Here is an 18,898-nt window from a genome sequence, read left to right on the forward strand (position 1 = left end):
CGGAAGCAAAATGCTAGCTCATCTTGCTTCCTTCCAATAATTTAATCTCTGTTGCACTTCATTTGAGAATCCAAGTTATTTTTTTTCAGTTGAATTTCTTGTTCGGTGCTAAATAGGTTCGCCTGTTTGCATTGTGAAAATAGTTCTTGAATGACCGTAAAACTTTCATCTATTGCGTAATTTTTCGTGACATCTTGGGTTTTATAACGATATAGACAACTCATCATTGACTGATCTTGTAATGAAATAATACGAAAAGTCATTTTTTCAAGCTGCGCTAACTCACCTTTATATTGACTCAAAATTAAACGTTCAAAACTTTGTGTTTCAATGGCTTGCTGTACAGCATTGATAAATTTTTGTTCCTGCTCAGACATCAAAGCCACGTGTGACATAGTACAAACTCATATAGATACAAGTTGTCATTTTAAATGTTCTTACTTTAAAGGTAAAACTCCATTACTATACAGATGTATTTTTAAGAAAATGATACGTATGAATGCAAATTTGATTCAGACCTATGCACCACAAGAAGAACGTATTAATGCCATTAGCCATGCGATTGGCGCTGTCTGTGCTGCCATTGCAACTATTTTTATGCTCATCAAAGGCAGTTATTTACCTGCATGGCAATTTTTAGGCTTGTTGGTCTATGGTCTCAGCATGGTATTACTATTTTCTAGTTCTGCGATTTACCATTTTTCTGTCGATGAGAAAAAGCGTCAATGGTATAAAAAACTCGATCATACGGCGATTTATTATTTGATTGCAGGAACCTATACCCCTTTTCTTGCAATCGCTATTCCGACAGCTAAAGCCCATTACCTTTTAATTGCACTTTGGGTTATTGCAGCCATTGGTACACTCTTCAAGTTATTTTTCATTCATCGTTTTCAGAAAATTTCGCTCATTGCTTATTTGGCAATGGGATGGCTCGCTGTACTGGTGATGGATGATATGCAACGCTTTTTAAATAGCGGCGCACTCAAATTATTGGTCATTGGTGGGCTTGCTTATACGATTGGTGCATTGTTTTATGCCTTAAAAAGAGTAAGATACACCCATGCCATTTGGCATATTTTTGTTTTGATCGGGGCAGGATCACATTTCTTTGCCATCTATCTTTACGTCATTTAATCCTTAAATATTCATATATCAGTGACCCTGATCGAGTAAATTTGGATTAATCTCGTTGTTTTTTTAAGAAATTACGCCTTTTTTAAAAAGATTACGCTTTAGAAAACTAGTTTTTACTTTTAAAAGTGTAAGGTTCACCATGGCGTCATCTAATACGACTCTGACTGACGAAGTTCAGACAAATTCAAAAACTCGTGTACTCTTTGCCAGCCTCGTAGGCACAACAATCGAGTTTTTTGACTTTTATATTTATGCAACTGCGGCAGTCATCATCTTCCCTCATTTGTTCTTCCCTGCAAGTACAGATCCGACCACAGCAACGATTCAGTCTCTTGCGACTTTCGCCATTGCCTTTATTGCACGTCCAATTGGTGCGGCTTTATTTGGACATTTAGGCGACCGTATTGGTCGTAAAGCAACATTAGTTGCAGCCCTCCTGACCATGGGTATTTCAACCGTCTGTATCGGTTTACTGCCAACCTATCATCAAATTGGAATCATGGCACCGTTACTACTTGCACTTTGTCGTTTAGGACAAGGGCTTGGCCTTGGCGGTGAATGGTCAGGTGCAGTACTACTTGCCACTGAAAATGCCCCTGAAGGTAAACGTGCATGGTACGGTATGTTCCCTCAACTCGGCGCACCGATTGGTTTTATTCTTGCAACAGGCTCATTCTTAACCCTTGGCGCTTTCATGTCTGAAGCTGAGTTTATGCAATGGGGTTGGCGTATTCCATTTATTGCCAGTGCTGCATTGGTAATCGTCGGTCTTTGGATTCGCTTGAAGTTACATGAAACACCTGCATTCCAAAAAGTGTTAAATAAACAAAAAGAAGTGAACATTCCATTTAAAGAAGTGTTAACTAAACACTGGGGAATGCTCATTCTTGGTACAATCGCTGCGATTTGTACCTTTGTTGTGTTCTACTTAACGACAGTATTTGCTTTAAACTGGGGTACGACTAAACTCGGTTATTCTCGTGCAGAATTCCTAGAACTTCAATTACTTGCAACACTTTGCTTTGCTGCTTTCATTCCTCTTTCTGCAGTATTGGCAGAAAAATTTGGTCGTAAGGCAACGTCTATTGGTGTATGTGTTGTTTCTGCATTATTTGGTTTAGTGTTTTCAAGCATGTTGGAATCTGGTAATACCTTTGTCGTATTTCTCTTCTTATGTACGGGTCTTGCCATCATGGGTTTAACCTATGGTCCAATCGGTACGGTACTGTCTGAAATTTTCCCCACTTCAGTACGTTACACAGGTTCAGCTTTGACTTTTAACCTTGCAGGTATTTTTGGTGCATCTTTTGCCCCATTGATTGCAACGAAACTAGCAACAACCTATGGTTTATATGCGGTGGGTTATTATTTAACGGCTGCATCGATTCTTTCACTGCTTGCATTCTTAGCAATTCGTGAAACAAAAAATGATGATGTAAATAACCAAATCTAATCGCATTACTCCAAATAAAAAGCCTGCAACTATGCAGGCTTTTTATTTACTTTAATTTTTTTCAACTAAGATCATGAATAACAAATAAGATAAAAAATACTCAATGCTGAGTAAAATAACAAATGACTTAGCTTTTGAATTATCTATTCAAGTCAATACTGAACGACCTAACTTTAGAGTTGTTGCTGCTTTTTAGTCTTTACACAATAAAATATTCTGCGACAAATTTCGGAAGATAATCCTGATCCAAACATTCTCTGCTAAAACTTTAGATATTAACTCAACTCAATAATATCAATGGTTGGCGGCACACAAAAACGAAAAGGCACGCCCACCATCCCCGTACCAACACTGACAAACACAGCTGCATTTTCATGCTGATACAAACCTCTTTTATGCCCCAAAATGGATACTTTTTTCATGATATAACTGGTCAGCCAAGGTAATTGCACCTGTCCCCCATGTGTATGCCCTGCTAGCATTAAAGGACGTGTGGGTAACTTGGGCACCATATCAACCGTATCAGGGTTATGTGACAAAATCAGCCAAGGTTTATCTTGTGGTAATAACGGCATACTGCGCATATCGGTTTTACCTGCCCACAAATCCCCCACCCCAATCAAACGAAAATCGTCAAACTCAACCATCTGCCCTTCAATATCAATGACATTATTCACCTGTAAAGCATGGGCTAATAAATCTTGAATCGGTGGGCCAGGATATTGCTCATCATGATTACCATTGACTGAATAAATAGGGGCTTGAATCTCTTTCAAAACAGCCAATTCTTCAGCGAGTTTATTTTCAGGCTCATACGTCCAATCGCCTGCAACTACGACAATATCTGGCTGTTCTGCATTAATTTTTTTAACAATAATTTTGAGTTGACGCTCATGTCCCGAAAATAAACCAATATGTAAGTCTGCAATCAATGCCACTTTAAAAGGTCGTTGAAAAGCCTGATCGGGACTTAATTTATAATGTTGATAATCGACACGAACCAAATGCGGTTCAATAAAACGTGCATAAATCAATAAACTCGATAACAAGAAAACAAAAATACTTTCATGCAATGAGAAATATTCAACCCAACCTGCATACAAACTAAAAAAGAACAACGGAAATAATAAATAAGATAGGTAGAATGCGAGCAAATGGACGAAAGATTTAAAGGGATGAATCGTTTCGGTACGTGATTGACTAATCCAAGCCTGTGCCACACCCCAAATTGCAACCAAGGCAAAGCAGAGGAAAAAGTAAAAAATGATTGAATCTGTCATCCACATACTGAATCTCAAAAAGGCGACTAACGCCGATTAACTTTATTTATCTTTTCAACATTGGCAATTATACTCTAGCTCTGTGAATTCTTAGATTAAATTATGACGCAAACCACAAATCCGATACGACAAAAGTACCAACAGCATCACAAACTCAAGATTTTTAATACAAAAATGGTGCTACTTTCTGCCATTATCGTATGTGGTTTGCCTGCGTGTAATACCCTACCTACACAGCAACACCCTATCACTCCCGTTTATGCTAAAGACACGCCGACAGATCAAACGACTTTGGCACAACTCATTAACCCTTTAAAAGCACAAAATCCTGATCTCACAGGTTTTCATGTTTTATATGACCCTTTTGATGCGATTGCTGCACGTATTCATCTTATTGATAAAGCTGAAAAAACTTTAGATTTACAATATTATATTTGGGACAATGACAAGATCGGTTCATTGGCACTGTATAAAATCATTCAAGCTGCGGATCGGGGAGTCAAAGTTCGCTTATTGGTCGATGATAATAACGCACAAAACATGGAAGCGATTTATTTAGCACTCGATCAACACCCTAATATTGATGTCAAACTGTTTAACCCCTACCGCTTTCGTTCATTTCGCCCACTTGACATGGTGATCGATTTAAAACGTATCAATCGCCGTATGCACAATAAAACCTTTACTGCCGACCAACAAATTAGTTTGATTGGTGGACGAAATATGAGTAACCAATATTACAATATCAGCGACAATTATCAGTTCTCTGATGTTGATGTCATGTTGGTCGGTAAAGCGGTTGAAGATATTAATCACTCTTTTGATGAATATTGGAACCACGAATATGCTTTTCCTGTGCGTGACATTGTTAGCCACAAAAAATATACCTTGCGTTATGAAGGACTCAAACAACAACTGACCCAACATTATGAAGAAATCACCACGCAAAATTATATGAACCTCAGTTCACATTCTCATGATTTTGACAATTGGTTAAATCACCACATTCAGCTCGATTGGGTCAAAGCAGAAGTCATTAAAGATGCTCCTGACAAAATTAAATCTAAAGCAAAAAAAGAAGAACATCTCAACTTTCAAATGCTGACGCATTTAGAAAAACCTGAACAAAGTGTAGATCTTGTTTCTGCTTATTTCGTGCCACAAAAAGAAGGTGAAGAGCGCCTGATTGAATTGGCACAAAAAGGCGTACAAGTTCGTGTACTCACCAATTCATTTAAAGCCAATGATGTCGCTTTAGTCCATGCATTCTATGCAAAATATCGAGAAAACTTACTGAAAAATGGTGTGGAGTTATATGAGTTTTTACCTGCAATTCCTGAACAAGAACTCGATGAAAATATTAAAAAGCTCTCCAAAGAAACCAAAGTGAGTTTAAAAGGTTTAAGTCGTTCTAGCCTACATGCCAAACTCATGGCATTAGATGATAAACAAGTCTTTATTGGTTCTTTTAATTTTGATCCACGTTCTGCCAATTTAAATACTGAAATTGGCGTGATTTTAAATAGCCCATCCTTAGCACAGGCTGTACATTCAACCATGGATAAAAACCTGACTAAATATGCCTATAAATTGGTGCTGAACTCGCAAGAGAAAATTCATTGGATTCGTAGCACACCGACCGAAATTCGAACCATTCGTAAAGAACCGAAAATGAAATGGTGGCAAAAAGCAGGTGTGAAAATTATTTCATGGTTGCCGATTGAAGGCTTTATGTAAAAATAAAAGATGTACTAAAAAAAATCTGATTGAGCGATCAATCAGATTTTTTAATCGCATGCGCTAAAAACTAACCCAACACTTCTTTTTGCAACTGAGCCAAACCTTCTTGCATCTTTTCCTGAACCAATTTCGTCAAGGTTTCCACCGTATGCCCTTCCGTAGAAATCAACGGTAACGCACGTAAATGTGCGGTCACTTTTGGCATTTCTAATACAGCTTGAACATTATCGATAAATGTTTCTTCGCCAATAAAGGGCACAACTGTGTCTAATTGACCTTGTTGATTTACATAACAAATCACACAAGCTTGCACAGGTTTTTGCGCTTCAATCGCTGCGCCCAAAATACGTCCATGCACTTTCTTTACTCGTGTACCATCTGTTGTGGTCGCTTCAGGGAAAAATAACACAGGCACATTTTGACTTAAAAATTTTGCGATCTGTTCACGAATACGAATCGAATCGCCTGAACCACGCTTAATAAAGAGTGTGCCGCCCCCTTTTGCCAAAGTGCCCAAAATCGGCCAATTTTCAATTTCAGCCTTTGCCAAAAAGAACACCCGTGCACCTGAGCCTAAAACGGCGATATCTAACCATGAAATATGATTACTTACCCATAAAGCAGGCTCGCGTGGAATTGTCCCATGCACATGAACATCGACATTAAAAACCTCGGCAAGACGGCGACAGAAATACTGCACATAACGTGTATTATTCGAATTATTGGGATCTTTATAGAGTTGATGGCGAAAAACCAAATAGAAACCTTCTGAGACAACTGCTGTGCCTTTGATGAGTTTTTTGCTATATAAAAAAGTTTTCGAAAATAGATTTAATTTCTTAGTTGCGTCTGACGGTAAGGTCATATTTGTCTGTTGTTGCGGCATAGTTGCTCACTAAAATCAGTATTAATCAAATTCATTTGTACGTATTGTATACCACATATACAAGAAGTTGCATTGATCATATAAACACAACAATTAGATAACTTAAGCTCATTTTTATCTACACCTGTTTATCCTAAAATTCAAGCATTAAGTGATCAAAAAGAAGGCATAAAAAGCAAATGCAACTCAGTAAAAATAGCGCTATTTCACAGCATCTTGACATCAAATTTTCATTTAGGAAACTACTGGGTTATGTTGTTTTATATTGTGGCAGTTTGGTTCTACTTTCTAAAATTTTTATTGCACTTCTTTAACAATAACTGCATTTTTTATCAGAAATTACTTTAGAATGGATTGAAATCAATCTATTTGAGAGTCTAAATATCTGTGGAATATGCAAATCGAACACCAATCAATGAACGAACAATCTTAGTCAGTGTCGCCGTACAAATTTTAGATGATATCGATCATGAGGAATTTCGATTATTAGCCAAATCCGCAGGTGCAGAAATTTTAGAACATTTGCATGTACAACGCATTAAACCCGACCCTAAGTTCTTTATCGGCTCAGGCAAAGCTGAAGAAATTGCAGCACAAGTTGAAGCTTTAGACATTGAATTGGTCATTTTTGATCATGCCCTTTCCCCTGCACAAGAACGTAATTTAGAAAATATTTTAAAATGTCGTGTGATTGACCGCACAGGTCTAATCTTAGATATTTTTGCACAACGTGCTCGTACCCATGAAGGCAAACTCCAAGTTGAATTGGCTCAGCTTGATCATCTTTCATCTCGCCTTGTTCGCCGTCACAGTAACCTCGACAGTCAAAAAGGGGGGATCGGGCTGCGTGGTCCAGGTGAAACGATTTTAGAAACAGATCGCCGTTTATTACGTATTCGTATGGATCAGCTCAAAGATCGTTTAGAAAAAGTGCGTAAAACACGTAGCCAAGGACGAGCAGCACGACAAAAAGCAGCCATTCCAACCGTGTCTTTGGTCGGCTATACCAATGCAGGGAAATCGACATTATTCAATATTTTAGCAAATAGCGATGTCTATGCTGCAGACCAATTATTTGCCACCCTTGACCCGACACTCCGACGCTTAGATTGGGATGGCATCGGGACACTAGTCCTTGCTGATACCGTAGGTTTTGTCCGTAATCTTGCTCATGCCCTCGTTGAATCTTTTAAAGCGACCCTCGAAGAAACCTTACAAGCCAGTCTACTGCTGCATGTGATTGATTCGAGTAGCCCTGATATGCTTGAGCAAATTGAGGCGGTAGAAATTGTACTCAAAGAAATTGGCGTCGATGTCCCTATTTTAAAAGTCTATAACAAAATTGACCAATCGGGTGAAGATGCCAAAATCATTTATGCGCGACCTCACCAACCTGACCGAGTCTATGTCTCTGCACATACAGGACAAGGTTTAGACTTACTGCGTAAAGCGGTACAAGAATGCTTAATGGGACAGCTCCAAAATTTTCACCTTGTCCTGAAACCTGAATATGGCAAATTACGTAATCAACTTTATGCCTTGAATGTAATTCAATCTGAAAATTACGATGAAAATGGTCAATTACTTTTAGAAGTAAATATTGCACCCTATAAACTTGAGCAACTCATTAAACAAGCGCATTTACCAATCGTTCAAATTTTAGGTGATAAAGCACAACAGTTTGCAAGACCTTTAGAAGAATTTGAAATTAAGCGCTGAATGAGTTAAAACGTGAAAGATAAATTAAGTTGATTAAAAAATAGCATGGACTTGTTCAAAAATATAGATTGGCTCGCATGGATCGCTACCATCGCCCTGATCATTTTCTTTCGAGAAGCATCAGTGTGGATCATGGGGCAATTTAATCATCCTGAACTCGGCAACCTCACAGGCTTACTGAGTCTTTTACTGATTCTCGTCATTTGGCGTCGATTTAAAAAAATTCCATCTCGCTTAGTTGACACCAACAACAAACTCATGAAGGAAAGTGGTTTTGCTTTTCTACCCATTTGTGCAGGTTCATTACTGATGCTTGTGAGCATGGGCAAAGAAATCCCTTTATTTTTATTAGTCATGTTTGTCAGTACCCTTATTCCACTTTGGGTCTATGCAAAAATGGCAAAAAAATGGTTATAAGGAGATGACAATGCTCAGTATTTTAACAGGATTTTTGATTACGCTTACCGCATATTTGGCAGCTAAACCAATTAACAAAAAATTTCCACAAGTCCCTTTATTGGTCATTGCCATGTTCTTTGTCATTGGTATTTTAATGCTCTTTAAAATTCCGTATGAACAATACAATACACAAATGAATGGGATTTTCAGTCATCTCTTAGGTTATGTCACTGTTGCGCTTGCCATTCCTTTAGCAGCCATGCGTTATGATGACTTACCGATTAAATCTGTCGTCGGCATTTTGGTTTTTGCGAGTATCAGTGCCGTAGCTTTACCTATGGGGTTGGCTTATTTACTCCACATGTCTGAACCCACTATCATGGCATTTGCGACACGTGCAGTGACCACACCGATTGCAATTAATATTGCCACACTCTTGCACTCACCTGTGTCCATGGTAATTTTGATTGTGATTTTATCTGGGGTGATTGGGGCTGCATTTTCATCTATTATCCTTCGCAATATCAATGATGAGCGTGCATCTGGCTTAGCACTTGGCTTGGCTGCACACGCGATTGGAACAGCGCAAGCTTGGCAACGTGGCGCAGTTGCTGGTCGATATGCTGCCTTTGGTATGGCAGTCAATGCAGTCTTCACGGCCATTTGGCTACCTAGTTTTATCTTATTTATTCAATAATGAATAATTCATTTAAAAGAGATTGTTTCTATACAATCTCTTTTTTTACGTTCGTTTTCATTTTTATAAATTAACAAAAAATGTCACTTTTGATAAAATATTGTGAAATAAATCATATTTTTTAAATAGTAATTGCTCAATATTTAATAAATATGGCAAACTCACCCTATAAATTGTGTCTTTATTCAACAATTGAAAATACAATGTAAAAGAGAAAAATATCATGAAAAATACAGTAAATTGGATTGCAGCGTGTCTTCTAACTTGTCTAAGCAGCACAATTTTTGCACAAGATATTACAGGGTCTTGGCAAAGCATTGACGATAAAACAGGCTCGCCTAAAGGCATTGTAGAAATTAAAAAAGATCAAAATGGCACATATTACGGCATCATTACCAAAGTGACGCCACGTGTCGGTTATCAACCTAAAGAAATATGCGTCAACTGCCCTGCACCCTATACCAACAAGCCTATTTTAGGTCTGAAAGCAATTACCAACTTAAAACGTATCAATGACTATGAATATGAAAATGGCAAAATTTTAGATCCAAACAGTGGTCGTTTATACAGCCTAAAAGCAAAGCTTTCACAAAATGGAAGTAAGTTGAATATTCGTGGCTATTATGGCTTTTCGACCATTGGACGTAGTCAAACATGGATACGTGTAAATTAATCTTGCAGGTTCTATCAAGCAGCAAAAGTAGTTAAACATTATTTTTTAAATCCATATAAACAAGGATATTTATATGGATCGTTTACTTTCATATTATTCAACTCAAAATAATAGTGACTACCTTTTATATCAATTCTTCATCCTATATTCATTTCGTACTTTCATTGGCAACTTCAATACATTTTAGTGTGCTTTCAACACTTGAAATATACACAAAAAATTGCTGAAATATCGTGGGATATTTACATCAACGAATTTTTATATCAAGGAAAGTAAGATGAAAATTCAAATAAAAATTGCTGCACTATTAATCGGACTTTGCACCCACTCTAGCCTCTTTGCACAGGATATTACAGGCATATGGCAACAAATTGATGATCAGTCAGGTGAAGCCAAAGCACAAATTGCATTTAAAAAAGACAGTAGTGGTGCTTATACGGGAACGATTATTAAAATTACACCTCGACCTGGTTATACACCAAAAGAATTATGTGTGAACTGTCCTGCACCCTATACCAATAAACCTGTATTAGGTTTAAACCTCATTACAGGGTTAAAACATATTCAAGACAAAGATTATGATCAGGGTAAAATCATTGATCCTTTAACAGGAAAAATATATCGCCTAAAAGCCAAATTAAACCAAACTGGTAAAATGTTACGTCTAAGAGGTTATTTAGGAACATCTATTTTAGGACGCAGTCAAACTTGGGTACGTGTTGAATAATCATACTTAAAATAAAACGAAGCCATCTCAAAAGATGGCTCCGTTTTTTCATTTTGATCTGTTTAACTGTGGTTAAAACATTGGATTATTTACTTTAAAGCTTTGCTGGTCTTCCAAACGATAAGCGATCAATTGATGCCCCCAAACACAACCACCATCTACATTTTGAATCTGTTTCTGATTGGGTTTATTGATGGTTTTACCTTGTAATGCAGCCCAATGCCCAAAAATGATTTGATGTGTTTGCGCAGCCTTTGACGCATAGTCAAACCAAGGTTGAAAACCTTTAGGCATCGGCTCATCCAAAGCATCTTTAAAACTAAACTCTAAACGTCCTTGTACGTCAGTTAAACGCATACGAGTCAAATAATTGGTGATACAACGTAGGCGAGCTTGACCTTGTAAATCCTCTGACCAGACATCAGGTTCAGCGCCATACATCTCTTGTAAGAACGCATCTAAAACAGCAAAATCCTCATGCGAAATTACCGCCTCAACTTCTTTGGCATATTGAGCTGTTTGAGCTGCATCCCAAATATGTGGAATTCCTGCATGAGTTAAAATGGTCTGATCATTCGGAAATAAACACAAAGGTTGTCGTCGTAACCATTCAATCAACTCATCACTTTCAAGCGCATGAATCACATCGTCAATACGATCTTTTTCTTTGAGTTTTTTAATGCCACGTGCGACAGCCAAAAGATTTAGATCATGATTTCCCAATACTGTTGCAGCTGCACCACGCTCACACAATTTCTTGATAAAACGAATCGCACCCACTGAGTTTTCACCACGTGCAATCAGATCACCTGCGAACCAAATAAAATCTTGATCTGAATCAAATTGGATTTCTTTTAGCAACATTTTCAAAGCTTCAAAACAGCCTTGTACATCACCAATCACATAGTTATATCGAATTGCACGGGTCATCAGTTAAGCCACCATTTGATCAGACAAAGCAACGAATTGTGCCAATGTTAAAGTTTCAGGGCGCGCCATTGGATCTACACCTGCATTTTCAAAACCATTTTCAACAAGCATACCTTTTAAACTATTACGTAAAGTTTTACGGCGCTGAGTAAAGACATGAGAAACTAAACGAGCCAATGCTTTTTCATTTTTCGCCACAATTGGTTTATTGGCATAAGGTTCCAAACGAAATACCGCAGAGGTGACTTTAGGTGGTGGATTGAATGAACCTGGCGGCACTTCAAATAAAAATGTTGGCTTACAAAAATACTGAATCATGACAGACAAACGTCCATATTCTTTCGTATTTGGCGAAGCAGTAATACGATCAACCACTTCTTTTTGCAGCATAAAATGCATGTCTTTGACTTTGTCACCAAACTCTAAGAGATGGAATAAAAGCGGAGTTGAAATATTATAAGGGAGATTCCCCACCACGCGTAAAGGACGATTTTCCTGAAAAAGTTCAGTGAAATCATATTTCAAGGCATCAGTTTCAATAATGGTCAAACGTTCAGGATGAGGTACTCGACCCGGTAAACCTGCCGCCAAATCACGGTCAAGCTCAACCACAGTCAAAGCATCGCATTCACCAATCAAAGGCGATGTTAATGCCGCAAGACCGGGACCAATTTCAACAATATTGTCCCCTGAACGCGGTGCAACAGAACGTACAATTTTGGCAATCACACGTTGGTCGTGTAAAAAGTTTTGTCCAAAACGCTTCCGCGTGTGATGCCCTTCATCTTTTGGGTTTAAGGCATTAATTTGATACATAAAATATTTTCCAACGTGAATTAGTGTCTTGCCAAATCAAGTGCAAGGTCAACAGCAACATTTAAGCTAGAACTTTTTGCCTGTCCTGTGCCTGCAAGGGAGAGTGCTGTACCGTGATCGACAGAGGTACGAATAAATGGTAAGCCTAAAGTAATATTAATCGCTTCACCGAATCCTTGTGATTTTAACACAGGTAAACCCTGATCGTGATACATTGCCAATACTGCATCAGCATCTTTTAAATGCTCAGGGGTAAATAAAGTATCAGCAGGTAGACTTAAACTCATGTTGACACCCTGTACCCGATAGCTTTCAAGCACAGGGTTAATCGTATCTATTTCTTCATGCCCTAAATACCCGCCCTCACCTGCATGGGGATTAAGCCCACACACCAGAATATTAGGATGTTCAATTTTAAATTTGGTTTTTAAATCATGAATCAAAATGTCGATTACTTGATGTAATCTTTCTTTGGTAATCGCATCTGCAACGTCACGCAGTGCTAAATGGGTTGTTGCCAATGCCACACGTAATGTTTTAGTGGCTAACATCATCACGACACGGTCAACTTCTGCACATTCTTGATAATACTCAGTATGACCACTGAAATGAATCCCAGCATCATTGATCACTGACTTTTGTACAGGTGCAGTGGCTACCCCAACGCTTTGACCTTGTAGAGCATAATAGGCTGAACGATGTAATTGTTCTAATACATAGGCTGAATTTTTAGGATTTAATTGTCCGAGTACAACATCTTCATATAAAGGCACATGCTCAACATAGAGTTGACCTTGCGTGGATGAATCTTTTTGCCCCATATATTCAATGATCTGTATCTCTTGTTTTAAAATTTCGGCACGATCACGCAACATATTGATATCCGCCAATACTACAATTGGTCGCTCATCAACACGCTCTGCAAGACTCAGACAAATATCAGGACCAATGCCTGCAGGCTCACCACTAGTGATATATAAAGGAAGCATTTTCATTACACCCATTGCATTTGCTTTATTATAAGCGGGAAAAGTATTTTCATTTGAAAATTTTACTTTATTGATCTATTCCATCTAGATCACTATGACTAGCAACGTATTGATTTGAATGTCAGTCTAATGTTTTAATTCAGCTCAATATTTTATCCAAAAATATTCATCCTTACTAAAGGATGCCAGACATATTCTTTCACAATGACCATGTACAAAATACCTTGAACTAAACTTTGCATTTTTAATCAGCACTCAATATAATAATGCGCTTGAAATATTAGATTTCGATTGTGGATTCTTCAAGTTTCAGGTAGAATTCGCGCTCCTTTTGTTTGGACAGATTCCATAGTCCAAACCAACTATAATAGGTAGTGGTTTAATGAAAACTCTCAGCGCTAAGCCTGCTGAAGTTCAACACGACTGGTACGTTGTTGATGCTTCTGGCAAAACTTTAGGTCGCCTTGCGACTGAAATCGCTCGTCGTTTACGCGGTAAACACAAAACTTCTTATACTCCTCACGTTGACACTGGTGACTACATCGTTGTGATCAATGCTGAACAAGTACAAGTGACTGGTAAAAAATCACTTGATAAGAAATACTATCGCCACACTGGTTTCCCTGGTGGTATCCGTGAAACTAATTTCGAAAAATTAGTTGCTCACAAACCAGAAGAAATCTTTGAACGTGCTGTAAAAGGCATGTTGCCAAAAGGTCCTCTTGGTTATGCAATGATCAAGAAGATGAAAGTGTACGCTGGTACTGAGCATCCACATACTGCTCAACAGCCACAAGTTTTGGACATCTAAGGGATACAGCACATGGCTACTAATTATGGTACAGGTCGCCGTAAGACCGCAACTGCACGTGTTTTCCTATCAGCTGGTACTGGTAAACTCGTAATCAATAACCGTACTCTTGAACAGTACTTTGGTCGTGAAACTGCACGTATGGTTGTTAACCAACCACTTGAGCTTTTAGAAGCGACTAACAAATATGACCTTTACATCACTGTTGCTGGTGGTGGTATCGGTGGTCAAGCTGGCGCAATCCGTCATGGTATTACTCGTGCATTGATCGCTGCTGACGAAACTTTAAAACCTGCTCTTCGTCAAGCTGGTTTCGTTACTCGTGATGCTCGTGAAGTTGAACGTAAGAAACTTGGTTTACGTAAAGCGCGTAAACGTCCTCAATTCTCTAAACGTTAATTCGTTTACCGAATCGGACAAAAAGGCCTTGGATTTTCCAAGGCTTTTTTATGACTTAAATTATATTTAAATCTGTCAAAATTTGGTACACAAAGAGTCCTAAACTACAAAGCAAGCAGATTAGGCTCAGAAAGATCATTATTTTACAGAATAATTCTTTCCACCGATCTTGTGGATATTCCTCACCAAAATCGGCATCAGATTGATATGCAGAATGCAGTATAAAAGCCGACTCCCATGAAAACTACAGCAATTAAAAACAGTAACTTGGCTAATGTGATCAATTGCATTCGCTATTTTCTCTTAAATGCAGTACAAATTTTCTAATTTTATTTCTAATTTAGTCATCTAACCGACATACCAATATACGACACCTAAAATACCCGCAACGATAAAACTTAAAATACAAGTTTTGTAAGCAAGAGTGCCATATTGCATCCAGCGCTCAACATCTTCATCAAAATCATCGTCATCTAACCACAACTCCTCACTGCGCCAGAAAGCTTGATTGAAATAGATATTGGCTGTCCCAAGCCCAATACATCCAATCAAAATAAATAAAAAAATGAATATTTTTATCGAGTCCATTACATTCTTTTTTTGACAAATAAATTAAAATTAATCATTGCTTACATGTGCATCTCCACCAGGGAACTCAGGTTGTGCTGGGCTAGAATAACATTCATCGGCATGAGGATTCTCTTCACATGGCACTGCTACAGTACAATTTTCAATTCCTGCACAAGCATCGGTAAGTTCATATTTTTGTTTTACATTATCCATCATATCTGCTGTAGTTGGTCTTGCGACTTGTGTCATTTCAGCTGGTTTTGAGCTTGAAACACCACTACACGCACTCAGTAGAAATGTCACAATCCAGCTAAAATATAAATGTCTGCGCATGATTTTATTTAACATTCTCTACATTCCTATTTTTATAAATCCAAACTTGTAGACTGATACTAGACTTAAAGCGCTCAACGGCAGATGATTTTATTGTCTAATTTTAGTATCCTATCCTATTCACGTCGCTCAGTTTTTGGAATATGAACCTCGAAAACACACAATTGCAAGGGATTACACTTTATAGTCATGCAGATGATTTTCGCTCGCATTGGGTACGCTTTGTTCTGACCGAAAAACAAATTAAACATAATCTGATTATTGTTGACGAGGATGATGAAGATTTAGCCAGCTTAAATCCTTATAATCAATTACCCATGCTCATCGAAAATGATTTAAAACTGTTTAATACGGCGATTATTTCTGAATATATTGATGACCGTTATCGTCAAAATAAATTGTATGCAGATGCGCCCGCTCCGCGTTCTGAACAACGTCAATATATTTGGCGTTTTGAGCAAGATTGGCTCAAACTCGCAGACATTATGCTGCGCCATCCAGACACCTTAAATATAGATGCACAGAAAAAAGCACAAAAACAATTGTGTGATACATTGATTTCATTAACGCCTCTGTTTCAGCATTTTCCATATTTTATGTCTGAACACTTTACAATTTTAGATTGCATGTTAGCACCAATTTTCATACGGTTAAGACAAATGGGAATTGAGTTACCAAAGCAGCAATGCCGTCCAATTTTATTATATTGCCAAAGAATTTTTAATCGACCTAGTTTTTTGAAGTCCATGACCCTTCAAGAAAAGAATCGCTTTCAAGAATTTTTAGCCAAAGAATAGAGTAAATTTCTCATGTCTGAACCAGAATTAAACTTAACCCCTACTCGCCCATATCTTGCACGTGCGATTTATGAGTGGATTTGTGATAATCATCTAACACCTTATCTGTTAGTGGATGCAACACAACCCTATACCGATGTCCCAACTCAATTTGTACAAGATGGTCAAATTGTCCTGAATATCGTGCCACACGCTGTACATATGCTTAATATGAGCAATGATGCCGTCACATTCTCCGCACGTTTTGGTGGTGTGCCTAAAGATATTTATGTACCCATGAATGCAGTATTAGGTTTGTATGCTCGCGAAAATGGACAAGGTTTATTCTTTGATCCTGACGAATATGCCAATGTGCAAATTAATGAAGATGCTTTAAAATCAAATACTACAGAGACATCCGAAACAACGGACGAAACACCAAAGAAAAAACCAAGTTTAAGAATTTTAGAATAGAATAAAGGAGCATTCGATGGCTTTTGATCTCGTACAATACTTTGCTGAGCAGATTAAGATTCAAAAGCCTCAGCTTTTAAACCAGTATCCTCCTGAAGAAAGAAAGAATTATTTATTAGAAATTAATGCATTAACTTTAGGAAAATTAGTTAATCTTTGGGAACAAAAAGAGGATGTGGTCTATCAAGAAATTCAAAATGTAGATCATTTATATCTGCAAGAAATTGCACGGCATTTGACAACATCCTCACATAATCAATCACAACTCACGAAACCTGACCTAGAACATGCCACAATTGAAATTTTGGAGTTACAACTCAAAGAGTTAAAACAGTTAGATGAAACGGGTAGTTTTGGCAAAAGAGGTCTACGTGAATTAATCTTAGGTCAAATAGAACATCTCTCAGGTCAAGCCGAAGATTGGGTTTGGTCAACCAATAACCTAAAAGTGCTCATAGGTTCTAAACCTATCATGCAAGAAAAGCTATCATTAGATGAGACAATGAAGGAGTTTAATCAAATGGTGAATACGCAAAAAGAGCACACTCAAGCTGAAGTTTTAGCTGTAAAACCTGTGACAGCAATCAATCCAACTTGGGCAAAAGTCTGTGAACCAATTGTTGCATTGGTGGTACTTTGGATTTTATTTGAAGCACTACAATTCGCATTTGCTTAATTGAATTCTTTTTACAGGACTTCAGAAATATACAACTGCAATATTGTCTATTTCAGCATTGCAGTTGTTATATTTATTTTACAATTGTATTTTTTCAAAAATTGGTTGTGTTTGCGGCAAAAATATTTTGGAATATTTTAAAATATTGAGTTTATCTAAAATAAAAAAAGACATTACTCAGTTAAACTGAAAAATAAAAAAATAGTCAGTAAATTTTATTGCTTTAAATACTATATTCAATATAATAAATACATATTATATCTTTGATTTTTAAATAAATGTAGCTTAAGATCACATACTGCAAAGAAACGTGACTTAAAACACAAAATAAAACATTGACACATTAACAATGCTTTGGTTGGTTAAACGGTTTTATCACTATTTTAGATTTCAAGATATTGTACGTTTTTTAACTTTTCCTTAAAGTGATATTATGAATAAAGCTCGTATCAATATCGCAATTTCAGGTCTTGGCTTAATTACAACTGAAAAACTAAAAGCAAAATTACGTGAAGTCATTCCATCATCTATTGACATCCATTGGGGTAAAATGAATGACCCTGAGATTCACCTTGTCTTTATTCATGAATTTTTTTTTGAAACTGAAAACATCCAGAAAATTATTTTTTCCAATAATTTAGCATATTTAAAAATATCTAAAGATAATTTGACCCAAGGCTCAATTCAAGACAATACTTTATTTTTACCTGTACAAGATTCACAGATTTTAAAGAATTGGATTCAAACTCATGTTTTAGATCGACACAATATTGTTGTGGAAGCGCCTTTAGAAACAAACGAAACTCTAGTACCTTTACGGCATGATTTTCCTCTTTTAAATGTGCAATATATTGCTGAAATTTATCATGATTTACAAAGAAAAGTACATCTTTTCGATCAGCTTGGTAGCTTAGCAGTGATTGATCATCATATGCATGTTGCTTGGATTAACCCAAAGCGGATGCTTCCACATACCGATGGCTCATTGCAATATGCATCCGCAACGATTGAGGATTTTTCGGCTGTTTCACGTAAACAACAACTGAATTTAGAAAATTGGCTCTTTGAATTACTGTGGAATTCGACAGACTTATGTATACTTCCTCACGCATCCGCACATTTCAAGCTTAAATTTTGGCCTCAGCCTACACGTACAGATCGTAAATTAATTTTGCAGCTTTCTGCCTGTTTTATTCAAGGCGCGGAAGTACAACACGTGGCAAATAAATTGGGAATCGATATCCAAATTGTCCAACGTTTCATCAATGCCAATCTGGCAATACATAATGCTGAGCTGGTCAATGCTAAGGCATGCCAATTTGATCAAACAACAAAGAATGAAACTCAGCAACAAGACGTGAATGGTTTACGTAGCTTTTTCGGTAAATTAAAACGTCGATTCGGCTTTTAGGA

Annotated in this window: 21 protein-coding genes and 1 pseudogene; 14 read left to right on the forward strand and 8 right to left on the reverse strand. The window is 37.4% G+C overall.

Going from position 1 to position 18,898, the window contains the following annotated elements; all coding sequences use genetic code 11:
• Window positions 1–77: 77 nt before the first annotated feature.
• Window positions 78–395, reverse strand: a pseudogene (locus tag HX129_RS15850) (methyltransferase); the annotation flags it as partial.
• Between the two features lie 100 nt (window positions 396–495).
• Between HX129_RS15850 and trhA the strand changes: the two are divergent.
• Together trhA and HX129_RS15860 are read left to right on the forward strand one after the other, a co-directional pair.
• Entirely contained in the window at window positions 496–1,137 is a 642-nt protein-coding gene (trhA, locus tag HX129_RS15855; protein ID WP_165353100.1) for a PAQR family membrane homeostasis protein TrhA, read from the forward strand.
• 139 nt (window positions 1,138–1,276) lie between these two features.
• Window positions 1,277–2,590 (forward strand): MFS transporter, encoded by a 1,314-nt coding sequence (locus HX129_RS15860; RefSeq protein ID WP_130075010.1) that lies wholly within the window; start codon window positions 1,277–1,279, stop codon window positions 2,588–2,590.
• 275 nt (window positions 2,591–2,865) lie between these two features.
• On the opposite strand, the gene HX129_RS15865 is transcribed toward HX129_RS15860, so the two are convergent.
• Window positions 2,866–3,876 (reverse strand): metallophosphoesterase, encoded by a 1,011-nt coding sequence (locus HX129_RS15865; protein ID WP_130075009.1) that lies wholly within the window; start codon window positions 3,874–3,876, stop codon window positions 2,866–2,868.
• Between the two features lie 96 nt (window positions 3,877–3,972).
• On the opposite strand from HX129_RS15865, the gene HX129_RS15870 reads away from it, so the two are divergent.
• On the forward strand, window positions 3,973–5,607 hold the full coding sequence (locus HX129_RS15870; RefSeq protein ID WP_286435032.1) for a phospholipase D family protein: 1,635 nt from the start codon (window positions 3,973–3,975) through the stop codon (window positions 5,605–5,607).
• Window positions 5,608–5,677: 70 nt separating this feature from the next.
• Here HX129_RS15870 and HX129_RS15875 read toward each other — a convergent pair whose 3' ends face one another.
• On the reverse strand, window positions 5,678–6,475 hold the full coding sequence (locus tag HX129_RS15875) for a lysophospholipid acyltransferase family protein (RefSeq protein WP_130075041.1): 798 nt from the start codon (window positions 6,473–6,475) through the stop codon (window positions 5,678–5,680).
• A 408-nt stretch (window positions 6,476–6,883) separates the two neighbouring features.
• Between HX129_RS15875 and hflX the strand changes: the two genes are divergently transcribed.
• From hflX to HX129_RS15900, 5 genes are all read left to right on the forward strand, one after another.
• Complete coding sequence (gene hflX, locus HX129_RS15880; RefSeq protein WP_286435031.1) at window positions 6,884–8,215, forward strand: ribosome rescue GTPase HflX; 1,332 nt, start codon at window positions 6,884–6,886, stop codon at window positions 8,213–8,215.
• Window positions 8,216–8,260: 45 nt separating this feature from the next.
• Window positions 8,261–8,632: a hypothetical protein gene (locus HX129_RS15885; RefSeq protein ID WP_286435030.1), complete on the forward strand. Its 372-nt coding sequence runs from the start codon at window positions 8,261–8,263 to the stop codon at window positions 8,630–8,632.
• 10 nt (window positions 8,633–8,642) lie between these two features.
• Window positions 8,643–9,311: an LrgB family protein gene (locus HX129_RS15890; protein ID WP_286435029.1), complete on the forward strand. Its 669-nt coding sequence runs from the start codon at window positions 8,643–8,645 to the stop codon at window positions 9,309–9,311.
• A 223-nt stretch (window positions 9,312–9,534) separates the two neighbouring features.
• Window positions 9,535–9,984 carry a DUF2147 domain-containing protein gene (locus HX129_RS15895; RefSeq protein WP_174493670.1) on the forward strand — a complete coding sequence of 150 codons (450 nt, stop codon included), beginning with the start codon at window positions 9,535–9,537 and terminating at the stop codon, window positions 9,982–9,984.
• A gap of 277 nt (window positions 9,985–10,261) precedes the next feature.
• The gene (locus HX129_RS15900) at window positions 10,262–10,711 is read left to right on the forward strand and encodes a DUF2147 domain-containing protein (RefSeq protein WP_286435028.1); all 450 of its coding nucleotides are present in this window, start codon (window positions 10,262–10,264) and stop codon (window positions 10,709–10,711) included.
• A 72-nt stretch (window positions 10,712–10,783) separates the two neighbouring features.
• Here the strand turns inward: HX129_RS15900 and HX129_RS15905 are convergent, their stop codons facing one another.
• From HX129_RS15905 to pdxA, 3 genes are read right to left on the reverse strand one after another with little or no spacing between them, the layout of a single operon-like run.
• A complete protein-coding gene (locus HX129_RS15905) occupies window positions 10,784–11,641 on the reverse strand; it encodes a symmetrical bis(5'-nucleosyl)-tetraphosphatase (RefSeq protein WP_286435027.1) in 858 nt (285 codons plus the stop codon).
• Window positions 11,642–11,644: 3 nt separating this feature from the next.
• Window positions 11,645–12,457: a 16S rRNA (adenine(1518)-N(6)/adenine(1519)-N(6))-dimethyltransferase RsmA gene (gene rsmA, locus HX129_RS15910; protein WP_130075001.1), complete on the reverse strand. Its 813-nt coding sequence runs from the start codon at window positions 12,455–12,457 to the stop codon at window positions 11,645–11,647.
• A gap of 20 nt (window positions 12,458–12,477) precedes the next feature.
• Window positions 12,478–13,446 (reverse strand): 4-hydroxythreonine-4-phosphate dehydrogenase PdxA, encoded by a 969-nt coding sequence (pdxA, locus tag HX129_RS15915; RefSeq protein WP_174493673.1) that lies wholly within the window; start codon window positions 13,444–13,446, stop codon window positions 12,478–12,480.
• A gap of 382 nt (window positions 13,447–13,828) precedes the next feature.
• Here pdxA and rplM point away from each other — a divergent pair, with 382 nt between their 5' ends.
• Both rplM and rpsI read left to right on the forward strand, forming a co-directional pair.
• Entirely contained in the window at window positions 13,829–14,257 is a 429-nt protein-coding gene (gene rplM, locus HX129_RS15920; protein WP_004722943.1) for a 50S ribosomal protein L13, read from the forward strand.
• A 12-nt stretch (window positions 14,258–14,269) separates the two neighbouring features.
• Window positions 14,270–14,656, forward strand: a complete 387-nt coding sequence (rpsI, locus tag HX129_RS15925; protein WP_068886068.1) for a 30S ribosomal protein S9 — start codon at window positions 14,270–14,272, stop codon at window positions 14,654–14,656.
• A 348-nt stretch (window positions 14,657–15,004) separates the two neighbouring features.
• On the opposite strand, the gene HX129_RS15930 is transcribed toward rpsI, so the two are convergent.
• Together HX129_RS15930 and HX129_RS15935 are read right to left on the reverse strand one after the other, a co-directional pair.
• The gene (locus HX129_RS15930; protein WP_130074998.1) at window positions 15,005–15,244 is read right to left on the reverse strand and encodes a hypothetical protein; all 240 of its coding nucleotides are present in this window, start codon (window positions 15,242–15,244) and stop codon (window positions 15,005–15,007) included.
• A gap of 30 nt (window positions 15,245–15,274) precedes the next feature.
• A complete protein-coding gene (locus HX129_RS15935) occupies window positions 15,275–15,574 on the reverse strand; it encodes a hypothetical protein (RefSeq protein ID WP_286435025.1) in 300 nt (99 codons plus the stop codon).
• A 128-nt stretch (window positions 15,575–15,702) separates the two neighbouring features.
• Here HX129_RS15935 and HX129_RS15940 point away from each other — a divergent pair, with 128 nt between their 5' ends.
• The 4 genes from HX129_RS15940 (at window position 15,703) to HX129_RS15955 (ending at window position 18,896) form a co-directional block, all read left to right on the forward strand.
• A complete protein-coding gene (locus HX129_RS15940; protein ID WP_286435024.1) occupies window positions 15,703–16,356 on the forward strand; it encodes a glutathione S-transferase N-terminal domain-containing protein in 654 nt (217 codons plus the stop codon).
• A gap of 12 nt (window positions 16,357–16,368) precedes the next feature.
• Window positions 16,369–16,809 carry a ClpXP protease specificity-enhancing factor gene (locus HX129_RS15945; protein WP_130074995.1) on the forward strand — a complete coding sequence of 147 codons (441 nt, stop codon included), beginning with the start codon at window positions 16,369–16,371 and terminating at the stop codon, window positions 16,807–16,809.
• Between the two features lie 16 nt (window positions 16,810–16,825).
• Window positions 16,826–17,485: a hypothetical protein gene (locus HX129_RS15950; protein WP_286435023.1), complete on the forward strand. Its 660-nt coding sequence runs from the start codon at window positions 16,826–16,828 to the stop codon at window positions 17,483–17,485.
• 433 nt (window positions 17,486–17,918) lie between these two features.
• Window positions 17,919–18,896, forward strand: coding sequence for a hypothetical protein (locus HX129_RS15955; RefSeq protein WP_180045626.1), 978 nt, complete (start codon window positions 17,919–17,921; stop codon window positions 18,894–18,896).
• The last annotated feature ends 2 nt before the right edge of the window (window positions 18,897–18,898 follow it).

The sequence above is a fragment of the Acinetobacter sp. 251-1 genome (assembly GCF_030329305.1).
Lineage (GTDB): Bacteria > Pseudomonadota > Gammaproteobacteria > Pseudomonadales > Moraxellaceae > Acinetobacter > Acinetobacter piscicola_A.

What these genes read in the sequence shown, in the direction of transcription:
- trhA (WP_165353100.1), top strand. Translation starts at nt 496, where the DNA reads ATGAATGCAAATTTGATTCAGACCTATGCACCACAAGAAGAACGTATT.
- HX129_RS15860 (WP_130075010.1), top strand. Translation starts at nt 1,277, where the DNA reads ATGGCGTCATCTAATACGACTCTGACTGACGAAGTTCAGACAAATTCA.
- HX129_RS15865 (WP_130075009.1), bottom strand. Translation starts at nt 3,876, where the DNA reads ATGTGGATGACAGATTCAATCATTTTTTACTTTTTCCTCTGCTTTGCC.
- HX129_RS15870 (WP_286435032.1), top strand. Translation starts at nt 3,973, where the DNA reads ATGACGCAAACCACAAATCCGATACGACAAAAGTACCAACAGCATCAC.
- HX129_RS15875 (WP_130075041.1), bottom strand. Translation starts at nt 6,475, where the DNA reads ATGACCTTACCGTCAGACGCAACTAAGAAATTAAATCTATTTTCGAAA.
- HX129_RS15885 (WP_286435030.1), top strand. Translation starts at nt 8,261, where the DNA reads ATGGACTTGTTCAAAAATATAGATTGGCTCGCATGGATCGCTACCATC.
- HX129_RS15890 (WP_286435029.1), top strand. Translation starts at nt 8,643, where the DNA reads ATGCTCAGTATTTTAACAGGATTTTTGATTACGCTTACCGCATATTTG.
- HX129_RS15895 (WP_174493670.1), top strand. Translation starts at nt 9,535, where the DNA reads ATGAAAAATACAGTAAATTGGATTGCAGCGTGTCTTCTAACTTGTCTA.
- HX129_RS15900 (WP_286435028.1), top strand. Translation starts at nt 10,262, where the DNA reads ATGAAAATTCAAATAAAAATTGCTGCACTATTAATCGGACTTTGCACC.
- HX129_RS15905 (WP_286435027.1), bottom strand. Translation starts at nt 11,641, where the DNA reads ATGACCCGTGCAATTCGATATAACTATGTGATTGGTGATGTACAAGGC.
- rsmA (WP_130075001.1), bottom strand. Translation starts at nt 12,457, where the DNA reads ATGTATCAAATTAATGCCTTAAACCCAAAAGATGAAGGGCATCACACG.
- pdxA (WP_174493673.1), bottom strand. Translation starts at nt 13,446, where the DNA reads ATGCTTCCTTTATATATCACTAGTGGTGAGCCTGCAGGCATTGGTCCT.
- rplM (WP_004722943.1), top strand. Translation starts at nt 13,829, where the DNA reads ATGAAAACTCTCAGCGCTAAGCCTGCTGAAGTTCAACACGACTGGTAC.
- rpsI (WP_068886068.1), top strand. Translation starts at nt 14,270, where the DNA reads ATGGCTACTAATTATGGTACAGGTCGCCGTAAGACCGCAACTGCACGT.
- HX129_RS15930 (WP_130074998.1), bottom strand. Translation starts at nt 15,244, where the DNA reads ATGGACTCGATAAAAATATTCATTTTTTTATTTATTTTGATTGGATGT.
- HX129_RS15935 (WP_286435025.1), bottom strand. Translation starts at nt 15,574, where the DNA reads ATGTTAAATAAAATCATGCGCAGACATTTATATTTTAGCTGGATTGTG.
- HX129_RS15940 (WP_286435024.1), top strand. Translation starts at nt 15,703, where the DNA reads ATGAACCTCGAAAACACACAATTGCAAGGGATTACACTTTATAGTCAT.
- HX129_RS15945 (WP_130074995.1), top strand. Translation starts at nt 16,369, where the DNA reads ATGTCTGAACCAGAATTAAACTTAACCCCTACTCGCCCATATCTTGCA.
- HX129_RS15950 (WP_286435023.1), top strand. Translation starts at nt 16,826, where the DNA reads ATGGCTTTTGATCTCGTACAATACTTTGCTGAGCAGATTAAGATTCAA.
- HX129_RS15955 (WP_180045626.1), top strand. Translation starts at nt 17,919, where the DNA reads ATGAATAAAGCTCGTATCAATATCGCAATTTCAGGTCTTGGCTTAATT.